This window comes from Micromonospora sp. SL4-19 (assembly GCF_047921475.1).
Taxonomy (GTDB): domain Bacteria; phylum Actinomycetota; class Actinomycetes; order Mycobacteriales; family Micromonosporaceae; genus Micromonospora.
Genome location: NZ_JBLROB010000036.1, coordinates 28,516 through 42,199, shown reverse-complemented (window position 1 = coordinate 42,199; position 13,684 = coordinate 28,516). Strand labels below are relative to the sequence as shown.

Here is a 13,684-nt window from a genome sequence, read left to right as displayed (position 1 = left end):
TACCCGTCCCGTTCCGCGCGGCCGGATCGGCGCTGCGTTTGCGCTGCTCAACCGGGTTCTTCGTGTCCCACGGTGTCCCACGGGCGGCGCGGGCTCCGGCACGCCGATGGTCGGATGACTCCTGTCAGAAACACCCGCGACGAAGGAGAAGCGATGTCGACCGAGCGCATGCCGAACCCGGCGGTTCTGATCCCCGAGGCGATGGAGGCTCTGATGGCCGTCAACAGGGCCATCGCGGGCGCCGGAGTGGACGGCAAGCTGCTGGCGCTGAGCCACCTGCGGGCCAGCCAGATCAACGGCTGCGGCCCGTGTGTGGCCGGGGGCGCACACCAGGCCCGCCAGCACGGCGCGACCGACGAGCAGATGCACGCCGTCGCCGCGTGGCGGGAAACGCCATGGTTCAGCGACGAGGAACGCGCCGCGCTGGCCCTGACCGAGGCCGTCACTCGGCTCGCCGACCAGCCGGACCCGGTGCCGGACCAGGTGTGGGACGTGGCCGCCAAGCACTTCGACCAGAAGGAGCTGGCCGCGCTGCTGCTCAGCATCGCGATCACCAACGCCTTCAACCGGCTCAACGCGCCGACCCGCCAGCAGGCGGGCAAGTGGTGACATCGCCCCTGGTCACAACCGATCAAGGCTGAAACATCGTAGGACTCCGCCCCGGACAGGGCTTTACCGACCAATACCGCCCGTAGTCACACGTCACAGAGAGAGAAGTTGCCATGTCTGCCACCACGAAGACCAAGGCCGCGAACAGCAAGAAGTACGACGGTTTCACCGAAGAGGAGCGCGACGCGATGAAGGAGCGCGCCAAGGAGCTGAAGACGAGCGCTCGGCGGGGCGCCAAGACCGACCCGGAGAGCGACGTACCCGCGAAGATCGCCGAGATGTCGATGTCCGACCGGGTGATCGCCGAGCGGCTGCACGCCCTGATCAAGGCCAATGCACCGGTCCTCACCCCCAAGCTGTGGTACGGGATGCCCGCGTACGCCCGCAATGGCAAGGTGGTCTGCCACTTCCAGCCTGCGGCGAAGTTCAAGACGCGGTACGCAGTGCTCGGCTTCAGTGACGAGGCGAACCTCGACGAGGGCGCCCACTGGCCCACCTCGTTCGCCCTCACCGAGCTGACCGCCGACAACGAGGCCAGGATCAGCGCACTCGTGAAGCAGGCGGTGAGCTGAGGACCGGAGTGCAGCTGGTCAGCCGGCCCGATGGGTGCAGGCTGGCCAGCTGCACTCCGGGCCGACACCGGCGACGGCCTCGCGGCGTCGCTGGTTCGGCAGTTATGGTGCGCTCAGCGAAGGAATCGTTGATCATTTGCATGCGTTACGGCGGTGACGAGCCAGAACGCTCCCGTCAACTGGACGCCGTCAGGGTTCTCGTACGCGCCCAGTGCGGTGGTGAGCGCATCCCGCGCTCGGGTGGCGGCGTGCCGGTCGACGTTGTCGAGCAGCGCGCGTGCCGGTCCGGTGCCGAGAACGAGCTCGGTGGCGTCCGCGGCGTCGTGTCCGTAGGTCATGGCAGGGTCGACGCCGGTCATGGTGATGTCGCGGAAGCCGGCCGCCGTCAGCAAGTCGTCGATGCGCCGGGGGTCGGCCAGGGAGAACATGCCCGGCTCGTATGCCGCCCTCGGGTCGGTGCGCGGGACGCGGCCGACGAGCGCCGTCATGAATACGGTGAACCACTGCTGTTCGTCGACGGCTCGCGCGCAGGTGAACGCCAGGCGCCCGCCGGGTCGCAGCGCGTGCGCGATGTTGGTGAAGGCCACCACGGGGTCGGCGAAGAAGGTCAGCCCGCCGCGGCTGAGGGCGACATCGAACTCGCCGGGCGGAAACGGGTGCACCTGCACGTCGCCCTGCTCGAACCGGACGTTGGTCAGCCCTTCGCCGACGGCATGGGCCCGTGCGCTCCGCAGCATCGGCGCCGACAGGTCGACCCCGAGCGCGTATCCGTCCCGGGCGCGCCGGGCGGCCAGCCGGGTGGTCTGGCCGTTGCCGCAGCCGAGGTCGAGCACCCGGTCGTCCGGGTTGATCCCGGCCGCCGTGAGGAGCGGTTCGCTGAGCTCTGCGCTGACCGCGTCCCACTGGGCGGCGTGGTCGGCCCAGTGCCAGCCTTCAGGCCCGTTCCACGCCTTGGCCTGCTCGACGTTGACGATCGGCTGCATGTGCCACCTCCGAGGTTGCCGCCTGGCCGGGCCGCCGCCGGCCCGGCTTGAAGACCCCGAGGACCACGTTGATCCCCAGGAGCACCCGACTGCTGACCTGGCCAATGCTGCCGGCCATGGTCGGACACTCGTACGATGTCGAACACCATGTCCGAGTATGGTCAGGGGTCGAGAGCCGGTTCAACGACCAGAACAGCGCCACGATCCGTTACCGGACATCCGCCGGCAACTGTTCGGAAAGCGGAAGGCGAGATGCCAGGACAGGACCGCCGGGTTCGGCGCAGCCAACGCCTTCTTCGTGAGGCACTGATCGCCCTGATCCCCGAAAAGGGCTACGACCGGATCACGGTGCAGGATATCCTCGACCGCGCCGACGTGGGGCGCTCCACCTTCTACACCCACTACCGCGACAAGGACGACCTGCTGCTGACCGGCTTCGACGACCTGCGCACCGACCTGCAGCGCGACCTCGACGCCCTCAGCCCCGGCGTGCCACCGCATCCGACCAGCCCGACCGGCGTGATCTTCGCCCACGCCTACCGCCACCGGGACCTCTACCGGGCACTGTGCGGCCGGCGCGGCAGCACTGTTGTGCACCGCCACCTGTACCGGCTCGTCAGCGACCTGCTCCGCGACCACCTGCGCCAGCACATCGAAGCCGCCCGCAGCGACCTACCGGTCGACGTCGCAGCCGCCTTCTACACCTCCGCAGCCCTCGGCTTGCTCACCTGGTGGGTTGACCAGGAGTTCCGGCCCGGGCCCGCCGCCCTCGCCAGCATCTATCAGCGGCTCGCCGCGCCCGGCCTGCTCACCGCGCTCACCCCGCCGGCCTCCGAGCCAGCACCCTCGGCCTGAAAGCAAGGTGGGGCGCCCGACGGGTGCCCGGCACCGGAGACCGTCACGGTGGCCGGCGCCCTGGCCGCCACTCTAAGAACCGCGGCTCGTAAGGCCACTGGTCATCGCCGCCTGCCACACCAGCTTCGGCGGACGAGCAGGGGCGGGCGGTCAGGACTTGCCTCGCAGGACGGCCCGACGCTGCTTCAGCTCCTCCGCCTCGATCTCGCCACGCGCGAATCGCTCGGCGAGAACCCGCTCTGCCGCGCTGCGCGCCGATCGCGTAGGCGACCTGCGGTAGAGCAGGTAACCCACGGACGACAGGACAAGAAGCCAGAACAGGGCGGGGAAGATCAGCCACCAGCCCGCTCCGCCGCCCCAGGGCCCGTGCCCGTCTGCCCAACCCGGGCCAGGATGGGCGTACACAAAACCCGCGACATCCGTCAGCATCACAATCTCCCTCGGTATCGGGCTCGCTTCTGCTAACCCTCTGCCTCGAGAGTGGCCCGCCGGTACGGCTGCCGTCGTCGGTCGCGCAACGACACCCGCCGTACGCCCCACGACGTATCCCGACCTCGGACCGCTCGGCGGCCGTCTACGCCTGAGCTGCCGTGTAGGCCGCGGCGTCCCGTACCGCCGGTCACCCGTCCGCCGGCAGCGCCAGCACCACCGGTAGCCGCGCGGCGAAGCCACGCACAGCCAAGAAGTCGTCGCCGTACGCATCTTGTCCGCGCGCTCTTCAGGTGAGGTTCAGGTCAGTGTTCCGGAACGGCCAGGGCCGTAGCTATATTCTCCTCCATCAATCCGGTTGCCGGATGTCGGACCGGAAACCCCGGCCGGCAGCGGTGACGCACAGTCAGGAGTAGGCCCGTGACCCCCCGTACCGTCAGAGCTGCCGTCGCAACGGCGGCCGCACTCATCGTTTCCCTCGCTGTCACCGCCGTACCTGCCCACGCCACCCCACCCAACATCCCTTCATACAGCACCGCCGTCAGCCGGCTGAACTCTCTCACCGTCGCCGTGGAGTCCCACCAGTCCACCTACAGCCGCGACCTGTTCCCGCACTGGATCACCATCAGCGGCTCCTGCAACACCCGTGAGCAGGTCCTCAAGCGCGACGGCACCAACGTCACCGTCGACAGCAGCTGCTACCCGACCTCCGGATCCTGGTACAGCCCGTACGACGGCGCGACCTGGACGAACCCCGCCAACATCGACATCGACCACATGGTCCCCCTCGCCGAGGCGTGGCGCTCCGGGGCCTGGGCGTGGACGACCTCCGCGCGCCAGACGTACGCCAACGACCTCGGCGGCCCCGAGCTGTGGGCCGTCACCGACAGCGTCAACCAGGCGAAGGGCGACAAGGACCCCGCCAAGTGGAAGCCCTCGCGAGTGGCCTTCCACTGCACCTACGCCAGGGCCTGGATCCAGACGAAGTGGTACTACAACCTCACCGTCGACAGCGCGGAGAAGTCCGCGCTCAACAGCATGCTCGGCACCTGCTGAGCGTCAACGCGGGGCGAGGTGCGGCAGGCTAGGCCCACCGACGTCTTGCCCTTGAGCGTCAATCCAGGCGAACTGGTCCTGGTTGTCGGCGGCCGTGGCGGACCGCCCTCGCCCCCGGTCCCGCGGGGCGAGGGCGCTCCGACCGCAATCAGCTTCGCTGGCCGGTGTACCTGCCGGGGGCGTGCCGCCCGAGCCCCGTTGCGGTGTTGGTGACGGCTACGGCAGTCCAGCCGCGAGGGTTACCGGGTGTCGGTCGCGCGGTTGACGCGTCATCGCGGCGATCGCCACCAGTGCCAAGGCCATCGCCACCAGGTATCCGATCCGGAACGGGGCCGGGTTTCCGGCGTATTGCGCCGAGATCACCGGCGTCCACAGCCCAACCGGATTGTCATCGCCGGGGAACGTGAAAAAGTGCCACTGCGTCCAGTTCCAGCCGAGGTGCAAGCCGAGCGGGAGCGCGATGCTGCCGGTGCGCAGCGCGGCGACGCCGAAGACGATCGCACCGACCAGTGGCCCTGCCGCGGTCCAGAGCAGTTCGACGCCGCCGCTCTTCACTGCCGGGCTCGACGCGATGCTGAGCAGGTGATAGCCGCCGAAGATCGCCGCGAGAAGCGCGACGGCCCTGGTCGCGCCGATGCCCTCGGTGAGCCGCCGCAACGCGTAGCCACGAAAGGCCAACTCCTCGACCAGCACAGCGAACACGAAGTAGGCGGTACCCGAGACGAGGAGCGAGGCGGTGAACGCCTGATTCGGCTGCCAGTACAGGACCCCGCCGAGCATCAGCAGCCACGCCAGGCCTCCGACAAGGGCGACGCCACCGGCCAGACCGACGACAAACTGGCGGAGTCGTCTCCAATCGGGTGACAGGCCCTCGTCTGCCCAACTCCGGCCCTCAAACCGAAGGCAGAGCGCACAGACACCGACGATGAGGAGCGCGCTGAGCGCCACCACCGGCCATGGCTGGCCGTCCTGCAATGCCCAGGCTGGAGCGAACATGCCTATGAGCACTGCGGCGACCATGACGGACGCGACGGACAGGGTGAGGAACCCTGCGACCTTCCACCCAGAGCGGACGCGGCCGTCTCGCCCCACCAGGACCTTCTTGAGTGCCATCGGTACACGCAAGCACCTGCGTTCGGACCCGTCAACCAGGCCGGCCCAAGGCCCGGTTGGCGGGTACCCGGGTGCCGATCCGGAATGGGCAGGCGGCAGAGGCAGGCCAACCGCGCAGGCGGCAGAGGCAGGCCAACCGCGCAGGCAGCCGGGACTGGGCGCTCCCGGTCCCGGAGGCCTGCTGCCTGCCGTTCAGCTGGTGCTGCCCGCAGAGCACCAGGGCCGAGACGGCAATACGATCTCGCCGAACCGGGTAGGGAGAAGCGGGGACGCGGCCGCGTGGGGACGGCCTGACGCACAGCGAAAGGAGACCGACCCCTTGCTCTCGCACGGTCCAACCGCTCGTAACCTCGGCTATCAGCCCGCCTTGGACGGCGTACGCGCCTTGGCGATCATCGGCGTGCTGCTGCTGCACCTCAGCCACTGGGGTGCCGTGCCACGTGTCATCCCCGGTGGTCACCTGGGCGTCGCCATGTTCTTCGTCCTCTCCGGCTACCTGATCACGACGCTGCTGTTGGACGAGCACACCAGGACCGACACGGTGGACATGCCCGCGTTCTACGCACGCCGGGCCGCCCGGTTGCTGCCGGCGCTGCTGCTGCTGCTCGTGGTCCACGCCGTTGTCTGGGGTACGCAGCAGCCGTCCTGGACCGTCGCCATCCAGATCGCGGTGGGGCTCTTCTACCTCACGAGCCTGCTGCACCCGGTGATCTTCGACGTCGGCGGACTCGGCTGGACCTGGTCACTCTCGGTCGAAGAGCACTTCTACCTGCTCTGGCCCGCGGTGCTGCGGCGCGCCCTCGCCCAGCCGCGTGGACGGACCATCGCCATGTGGTGCTGCGGGGCGGTGATCGCCGTCGCCGTCGCGGTGCGCGCGCTACTCAACGATTCCACCACCTGGCACCACTTCGCCTACTACTCAACGCCCGCACGGATGGACGCGCTGGCCGTCGGGTGCCTGGCGGCGCTCGCCACACACGGACGCCGGCTGGCCGTCCCGGTGCCGCTGACCTGGGCGGCGTTCGGCTTCCTGGTGGTCTCCTACTTCGTGCCGGCCTTCAGCATTGGGACGACCACGCTGAACCTGATCGCGCTGCCCCTGCTGTCGGTAGCGACCGCGGTGCTCATCCTCGGCCTCGTCGCGCGACCCGAAAGAGGGCCCGCGCGACTGCTCGCGACCCGGCCCCTCGTGCACATCGGCAAGATCTCCTACGGGCTCTACCTGTGGAACCTGCTGGCCGGCCAGAGCATGCGGATGATGTTCGGTGATTCGCGCACCGGTTGGCTCGGGACGATCCTCGGTCTCGCGCTGACCCTCGTGGCCGTCGAACTGTCGTACTGGTGCCTGGAGCGACCCGTGCTGCGGTGGAGCCGGGACCGGCTCGCGGCGCGGCGGCAGCCGGCGCACCGGGTGGTCGTACCGAGGCAGCTCGGGGCAGAGCGGCGGACGCCGCAACCCGTACGCCAATTGGCTGGTGTCGGACGGCGTGCCGATCAACCACCTGGGTCAAGGTGATGGGGGCACGACCCATCGAACAAAGATCAAACCGATCGAGGCGCCGCAGATCCGGTGCCGGCGGTCGGGTCAGTGTTTCGGGCGGAGGGTGTCCACACGCGCGACGGACTGCTCGATGCGGTCCTCGCTGAGGCGGCCGGTGTGCACGAGATTGACGATCGTGTCGAGCGTCTGCTCGACGACGTGCGGGTTGTACACCTGCTGGTTGGCGAAGACGAGGAGGTCGAGGTCGGCCTGCAAGGCCAGGGCGACTGCGTCTGCGGCGGGGTATCGGCGGCTGATCGCGGCCGCCTGCATGTCGTCGCTGACCACCGGCCCTTGCCAGCCGAGCCGGCCGCGTAGCAGGCCCGTCACCGTCGCGGTCGACAGGGAGGCTGGATGGGTCGGGTCGAGCTTTCTGTTGAGGATATGGGCGGCCATGATCGAGTCGGCGAAGCCGGCCTGGATCAGCCGCTGAAAGGGTTCCAGTTCGATTTCCCGCCATGTGTCGGTGACGTCGACGATCTCGAAGTCGGTGTTGCCGGCGGCGCTGCCGAGTCCGGGGAAGTGCTTGAGGTTGGTCTTCACCGCGGCCGCGCGGTGGGCTTGGATCTCCTCGGTGGCGTTGCTGACCACCACGGCCGGGTTGGCCGAGAAGCTGCGGCCGAGTTTGCCGATGGCTCTGCTCTGCGGGTTGATGTTCAGGTCGACGACCGGGGCGTAGTTGACGTTGACCCCGACGCGCGTCAGGTCGGCCACCAGCCCGCGGGCCCACTCGCGGGTTGCGGGCGCGGAGTTCTCCGCGCCGATGTCGGCCTCGGATCTGGTGGCCGGGAAGCCGTTGCTCGGGTTGAGCCGCGATATCCGGCCACCCTCCTGGTCGATGGAGACGATGAGCCGTCCGGGAGAGGCGTCTTTCAGGGCTTTCACCAGTGCGCTGACCTGCCGGGGCGATTCGATGTTGCGTACCGTCCTGGTCTCCTGGTCCTGGTCGAACAGGATGACGCCGCCCAGGCCACCCTTGATCGCCTTCACGATCCAGTCGTTGGCGGTGACACGGGTGCCGCGGAACCCGACCACGAGCAAGCTGGCGATCTTCCGTCGCAGCGCCGCGTCGCCCCCGCGTGTTGTGCGGGATGGCCGAGGTGTGGTCGCGCCCCCGTGTGATGTGGGGGATGACCTCGGTGTGGTCGTCGGCGTCACGGATGTGGCGCGGTGCGAGTCGCAGCCAGTCGCGGTCGCTACGGCAGCTGAGCCGATTCCGGCAAGCAGCAGTCGGCGGGGCAGGTGCACGCTGTCCACGCCCGCACGCTACGCTCCGTCCACTTTCTGCGCACGCAGCCCCGGCGGAACGTCATCCGTCATGTGAAGCGCGGCATGCGCAGCTGCTGGACCTCTCCCCCGACGCCCAGCTGCGCGACGTGGGCGCGGCCGAGCCCGGGGTGTCCCCGCGTCGGCGCCCGGTGGCGTTCACGCCGACCTAGGGGGCGGCCCGGTGTAGCCGCTGCTCCACCGGAACCGGTTCTCCGGCTGGGCGTACTCCTCCACGAGGTGGGCGATCCAGCCCGCCGTCCGGGCGATCGCGAAGATCACCTCGCTGGCACCCGGCCCCATGCCGGTCGCGTGCGCCAGCACGGCCACCGCGAAGTCGACGTTGGGGAGGGCGTTCCGCCGTGCCGCCGTGGCGGTGAGGTCGTCGACGGCGCGCCGCAGATCGCCCTCGATGGGCAGGTCCGCGAGGAGGTCGAGCAGGGCCGCTCCCCGCGGGTCGCCCTCCGGGTACAGCGAATGCCCGAATCCGGGGAGCCTGCCGGTACGCAGCCACTCGGCGATGGCCGCCGACGCCCCCTCCCGCCGCGCGGCCTCGACCATCCGGTGGACGCTGCTGCCGATCGCCCCGTGCATCGGCCCGTCGAGCGCGCCGAGGCCGGCCAGCACGGCCGCGTAGGGGTTCGCTCTGGTCGATGCGGCGACGCGCACCGCGATGGTCGAGGCGGCCAGGTCGTGGTCGGCGAGCAGCACGAGTGTGGCGTTGAGCGCCCGGAGGCCCGCCGGGGACGGCGGCCCGACTGTCAACCGCGACCACAGGCGGGCCGCGAGGCTGCCGTCTGGGGTTGCCTTGGCGGCGAAGGGAAGGGCGTCGACCATGGTGGACAGCAGCCCGGGTGCGAGGGCCGTCACGGTGGCGGGTGCCAGGTCGAAGCGCAGCGGATCCATCGCGGACGCGACGGAGACGATCACCGGCAGCCGGTCGAAGAGGCGGGCCTGGGCGGGCAGGTGGCTGCTCGCCCGCCTGGTGCTGTCGAGGACTTCAGGGGAGGCCGCGAAGCCGTCTCCGTGCCACTCGCCCGTCCACAGCCAGTGTGCGACCTGCTCGAACGGAGTGACCGGCGCGAGCTTGGCCGCGTCCAGTCCGCGGTAGTGGAGCCGGCCGTAGGCGATCAGGGTGGTCGCTGTCCGCATTGCCGGGGCGGCGTCGCGTTCCGGCCGGGTCGCCTGCGTGCGGGCCGCCAGCCGCTCGACGTCGGTCAGCCGGAAGCGGCTGATCCGCTCGCCGGGGGCCTTGACCCGTGGGAGCAACCCTCGGCTGACGTACGCGTAGATCGTCTCCGGCTTGACGCGCAGGCGCAGCGCCACGTCGGCAGTCGTCAGCAGGGGGTCCTTGGACATGTGGTCACGGTCTCACATTGACTGGATCAACGTTGACGGGGTCCCTCTGGTGGCGTGACGCTGCTTGCATGGCTGACACCATCACCGTTCCGCGTGGGCTTGCCGGCGTCGTGGTCACCGATACCACGATCGGCCGCGTCCGCGGCCACGAGGGCTTCTACCACTACCGGCAGTACTCTGCGATCGACCTGGCCGAGCACCGCACCCTGGAGGAGGTCTGGACGCTGCTCATCGACGGCTCCCTGCCCGCCGAGCCCAAGGCCCTGCACCAGGTGATCGCGCCGCTGCGCCACATCCCACCGGAAGTCGCCGCCGCGCTGCCCGGCATCGCGGCGGCGTCGGCGTCGCCCGACCCGATGGGCGGGCTGCGCGCCGCGCTGGCCGTCGCCGGCCTCGCCGCCGGCGCCCGCCCGCTCTACGACACCTCGCCCGCGCAACGGCGGGCGCAGGCGATGGCGCTCTGCGCCCTCACGCCCAGCCTGCTCGCGGCGTTGTTCCGCCTGCGAGCGGGTCTGCAACCGGTCGCACCGCGCGACGACCTGTCGCACGCGGCCAACTACCTGTACATGATCACGGGCGAGGAGCCGTCCGAGCCGCACGCCCGGGCGATCGAGCGCTATCTGATCGCGACGGTTGATCACGGCTTCAACGCGTCAACCTTTACCGCCCGCGTCATCGCCTCCACCGGCGCCGACATCTACGCGTGCGTCGGCGGCGCCCTCGGTGCTCTGTCCGGACCACTGCACGGGGGCGCCCCCAGCCGGGCACTCGACACCCTCGACGCCATCGGCTCCATCGACCGGGCCGACCCCTGGTTGCGCTCGCGCATCTTGAACGGCGAGCGGATCATGGGGTTCGGGCACCCCGTCTACCGTACCGAGGACCCGCGGTCGCGCATGCTCAAGGGAATCGCCCAGGGCCTCGGCGGAGAGCTGGTGGACTTCGCCGTGGCCGTCGAGGAGCGAATCCTGTCACTGCTGGCGGAGCTGAAGCCGGGCCGTGAGCTGCACACCAACGTGGAGTACTACGCAGGTGTCGTCATGCACCTGTGCGGGCTGCCGCGGGAGATGTTCACCCCGACCTTTGCCGCCAGCCGGGTCATCGGGTGGTGTGCGAACGTGTTGGAGCAGGCCGAGGACTCGAAGATCATCCGGCCGGACTCGCGGTACGTCGGTCCTCACGCGCCACAACCGGTGCCGCCGGACGGCTCGACACCCGTGGCATAGGCGTTCGTCCCACGGCGCCCTCCCCCGAAGGCCGGCAGGGGATGGCTCACGGGGAGGCGGATGGTCATGAGCCGGATCATGGCCTCGAAGTTGGCAGTCAGGTGTTGGTGGTCGCGGGCGAGCCGACGGCTCGGAGCTTCGGCTCGCGTCGGGGTTTCACGAACCTTCCCACGGGCGCTGGACCTGAGGTCGGTCAGGTCCAGCGCTGCGTGGTCATCGCCAGGTCATGTCGATCTTGCGCTCGAAGGTGGCGTAGCCGGCCCGGGCGAAGGCCGCCGCCATCGGTGCGTTACCGACGTCGGTGGCGGCCCGGATCCGCGGTACGTTCTGCGCCGCGAGCAGGCTCGTGCCCGCGGCAAGCACGTCGTGAATATAGCCATGGCCGCGATGTGCCGGCAGCACTCCGAGGTACGCGATGATCGGGTTGTAACCGTTGTGTGCGGGGATCACGAACCCGACCGGTTCTCCGTCCGGTAGCGTCGCGATCCGCCACCACTCGTGCGGGCTGGCGTAGCGGTCGAGCTCGTTGTGGTACTGGTCCTGGGCGGCCTGACTGGGGGTCATGCGGGTCAGGCCGTCGCGACTGTGCGCATCGAGAGTGCCGTCCAGCACGAGTGTCATGAGTTCGATGAGCTCGTCCGGGTCGCGAACCGGTCGGAAGGTGAGCCGCCCGCTGAGGTCGGGAACGGGTGTACCGGGTCGCCATTCCAGGCGCAGCCGTTCGACGAACAGCTTCGCTCCGACACGTTCGAGAGCCCGCATCCGGTCGTCGACCGCCTGCCGGGTGTGTTGGTGGTCGCGCCAGTCCGGGGGGAGGAACCGGCCGTACTCCGGGGGCGCCACGCCAGCGGGGACCACTGCGGGCAGCGCGGCCTTCAGCAACCGCACGCCGTCGTCGGTGTCGCCGTCGATGTCAAAGATGTCCATCAAAAGCGGGTGCTCGTCCCCGACCCGCGACCACCATCCGGCCCGGGCCACCACGCGATCACCGCGCAGGGCGAGCCACAGCCATTCCGGCCGGCGGCGGCCCGCAGCCAGGTCGTCACCGACCTCGTCGTTGAGGACGTACGGCAAACTGTTGAACAGGTCCAGCTCATCAGGCCCGGTGATCGGGCGCAGGGTCAGGTCATGCTGGTGCAGAATCAAGGCATTCTCCGTTTGGAGGCGCCCTGCCCGCTCCGGGATCAGCGCAGCTGGTTACCCCGGGAGGACACGAGCGCGGCGTGCATGGCGTACATGGCCCAGCCCTCCTTCCTCATAGGTCCGGCAACCAGTTCTATTCGGCGCGTCCCTCACGCGCAACCCATTAACGAACCACCTGGACCGGCTGTGTGTTTCTCCGGATCGAAGCGCTTGCTCCTCACGCGGCGTCATGCCACATAGTCGGTGGCGTGGAGGAGCACCTGACCGTGGGGCGCGTGGCGGAGTTGGCCGGCGTCAGCGTCCGCACGCTGCATCACTATGACGAGATCGGGCTCCTGGAGCCGTCCACGCGGACCGCGGCTGGGCACCGGGCCTACTCCGCAGGCGATGTGGAGCGACTCCGAGAGGTGCTCGCCTACCGGCGGCTCGGCTTCGGATTGCGGGAGATCGCGAATCTGGTTGACGATCCGGCCACCGACGCAGTCGCGCACCTGTGCCGGCTGCGCGGCCTGCTGATGGACCAGCGCGACCGCGCTGCTGCCATGGTGACGGCCATAGACAGGGAACTGGAGGCACGAGCAATGGGAATCAGGACGACGCCAGAGGAGCAACTGAAAGTGTTCGGCGCGCAGTTGTACGACGCCATCGGATCCGCATACCCAGCGACGCGGCGCACCGAGCCACGGATCGCCGCGCGCATCTGGGATGCGCTGGGGGACGCACGAACGGTGCTCAACGTCGGGGCTGGCACCGGCTCCTACGAACCACCCGACCGCGACGTCACGGCGGTAGAACCGTCGGCGGTCATGCGGGCGCAGCGTCCCGTGGGCGCGGCGCCGTGCGTGGCCGCCGCTGCGGAAAGTCTGCCGTTCGAGGACCAGTCCTTTGACGCCGCGATGGCGGTCAGCACCGTCCATCACTGGCCGGACCCGGTCGCCGGGCTGCGCGAGATGCGACGTGTGGCCCGCCGCGTGGTCGTGTTCACGTACGACGCCGATGACACCGGCTGGCGTCAGCGGTTCTGGCTCACCCGCGACTACTTACCTGAGTTCGCAGACCTCCTCGTCGGCTGGCCATCCTTGGCCGATCTGACCCGCGCGATCGGAGGACGCGCGGAGCCGGTGCTCGTACCGTGGGACTGCGCTGACGGCTTCTTCGAGGCATACTGGCGCCGGCCTGAGGCGTACCTGGACGAACATGTACGCCGCGCGGTTTCGGTATGGACCAGAGTCGGGCCGCAGGCTGAGCAACGGGCAGTCAGCACACTCCGCGAAGATCTTTCCTCAGGCCGGTGGGCCGAGCGCAACCGCGACCTCGTCGCCCTCGACACGGCGGAGCTCGGTCTCCGCCTGCTCGTAGCCTGAGGGCGGACGACCGGCGTGGCGGACCTGTCTCGGCGTTGTGAGGCGGCGGTTGAGTTCCGCCCGGACGGCGGGCCACCCGCTTGCGATGATCGAGTAGACAGCGGTGTCGCGCACGCTGCACCGGCCGTCACGCGGGTGGACACCCGTGGCCGCCAGCCGGCCGGACGGC

At 69.6% G+C, this 13,684-nt stretch carries 13 protein-coding genes; 7 read left to right on the top strand and 6 right to left on the bottom strand.

The window, feature by feature from the left end; all coding sequences use genetic code 11:
• Positions 1-153 precede the first annotated feature (153 nt).
• Both ACNAVT_RS28110 and ACNAVT_RS28105 read left to right on the top strand, forming a co-directional pair.
• Complete coding sequence (locus ACNAVT_RS28110) at positions 154-609, top strand: carboxymuconolactone decarboxylase family protein (protein ID WP_416300541.1); 456 nt, start codon at positions 154-156, stop codon at positions 607-609.
• 113 nt (positions 610-722) lie between these two features.
• Positions 723-1,181, top strand: coding sequence for an iron chaperone (locus tag ACNAVT_RS28105; RefSeq protein WP_416300539.1), 459 nt, complete (start codon positions 723-725; stop codon positions 1,179-1,181).
• A 113-nt stretch (positions 1,182-1,294) separates the two neighbouring features.
• Here the strand turns inward: ACNAVT_RS28105 and ACNAVT_RS28100 are convergent, their stop codons facing one another.
• A complete protein-coding gene (locus ACNAVT_RS28100; RefSeq protein ID WP_416300537.1) occupies positions 1,295-2,164 on the bottom strand; it encodes a class I SAM-dependent methyltransferase in 870 nt (289 codons plus the stop codon).
• Positions 2,165-2,416: 252 nt separating this feature from the next.
• On the opposite strand from ACNAVT_RS28100, the gene ACNAVT_RS28095 reads away from it, so the two are divergent.
• Positions 2,417-3,019 carry a TetR/AcrR family transcriptional regulator gene (locus ACNAVT_RS28095; protein ID WP_416300535.1) on the top strand — a complete coding sequence of 201 codons (603 nt, stop codon included), beginning with the start codon at positions 2,417-2,419 and terminating at the stop codon, positions 3,017-3,019.
• 150 nt (positions 3,020-3,169) lie between these two features.
• Here ACNAVT_RS28095 and ACNAVT_RS28090 read toward each other — a convergent pair whose 3' ends face one another.
• Positions 3,170-3,448, bottom strand: a complete 279-nt coding sequence (locus ACNAVT_RS28090; RefSeq protein WP_416300533.1) for an SHOCT domain-containing protein — start codon at positions 3,446-3,448, stop codon at positions 3,170-3,172.
• Between the two features lie 420 nt (positions 3,449-3,868).
• On the opposite strand from ACNAVT_RS28090, the gene ACNAVT_RS28085 reads away from it, so the two are divergent.
• Complete coding sequence (locus tag ACNAVT_RS28085; RefSeq protein ID WP_416300531.1) at positions 3,869-4,504, top strand: HNH endonuclease family protein; 636 nt, start codon at positions 3,869-3,871, stop codon at positions 4,502-4,504.
• A gap of 216 nt (positions 4,505-4,720) precedes the next feature.
• On the opposite strand, the gene ACNAVT_RS28080 is transcribed toward ACNAVT_RS28085, so the two are convergent.
• Positions 4,721-5,617: a lysostaphin resistance A-like protein gene (locus ACNAVT_RS28080; protein ID WP_416300529.1), complete on the bottom strand. Its 897-nt coding sequence runs from the start codon at positions 5,615-5,617 to the stop codon at positions 4,721-4,723.
• 319 nt (positions 5,618-5,936) lie between these two features.
• On the opposite strand from ACNAVT_RS28080, the gene ACNAVT_RS28075 reads away from it, so the two are divergent.
• Complete coding sequence (locus ACNAVT_RS28075; RefSeq protein ID WP_416300527.1) at positions 5,937-7,133, top strand: acyltransferase family protein; 1,197 nt, start codon at positions 5,937-5,939, stop codon at positions 7,131-7,133.
• Between the two features lie 69 nt (positions 7,134-7,202).
• Here ACNAVT_RS28075 and ACNAVT_RS28070 read toward each other — a convergent pair whose 3' ends face one another.
• Together ACNAVT_RS28070 and ACNAVT_RS28065 are read right to left on the bottom strand one after the other, a co-directional pair.
• Entirely contained in the window at positions 7,203-8,414 is a 1,212-nt protein-coding gene (locus tag ACNAVT_RS28070; RefSeq protein WP_416300526.1) for a glycoside hydrolase family 3 N-terminal domain-containing protein, read from the bottom strand.
• Between the two features lie 168 nt (positions 8,415-8,582).
• Positions 8,583-9,782: a citrate/2-methylcitrate synthase gene (locus tag ACNAVT_RS28065; protein WP_416300525.1), complete on the bottom strand. Its 1,200-nt coding sequence runs from the start codon at positions 9,780-9,782 to the stop codon at positions 8,583-8,585.
• 68 nt (positions 9,783-9,850) lie between these two features.
• On the opposite strand from ACNAVT_RS28065, the gene ACNAVT_RS28060 reads away from it, so the two are divergent.
• Positions 9,851-11,008, top strand: coding sequence for a citrate synthase (locus ACNAVT_RS28060; protein WP_416300524.1), 1,158 nt, complete (start codon positions 9,851-9,853; stop codon positions 11,006-11,008).
• Between the two features lie 213 nt (positions 11,009-11,221).
• Here the strand turns inward: ACNAVT_RS28060 and ACNAVT_RS28055 are convergent, their stop codons facing one another.
• Positions 11,222-12,154, bottom strand: a complete 933-nt coding sequence (locus ACNAVT_RS28055) for a GNAT family N-acetyltransferase (protein ID WP_416300523.1) — start codon at positions 12,152-12,154, stop codon at positions 11,222-11,224.
• 245 nt (positions 12,155-12,399) lie between these two features.
• Between ACNAVT_RS28055 and ACNAVT_RS28050 the strand changes: the two genes are divergently transcribed.
• The gene (locus tag ACNAVT_RS28050; RefSeq protein ID WP_416300522.1) at positions 12,400-13,515 is read left to right on the top strand and encodes a MerR family transcriptional regulator; all 1,116 of its coding nucleotides are present in this window, start codon (positions 12,400-12,402) and stop codon (positions 13,513-13,515) included.
• Positions 13,516-13,684 lie beyond the last annotated feature (169 nt).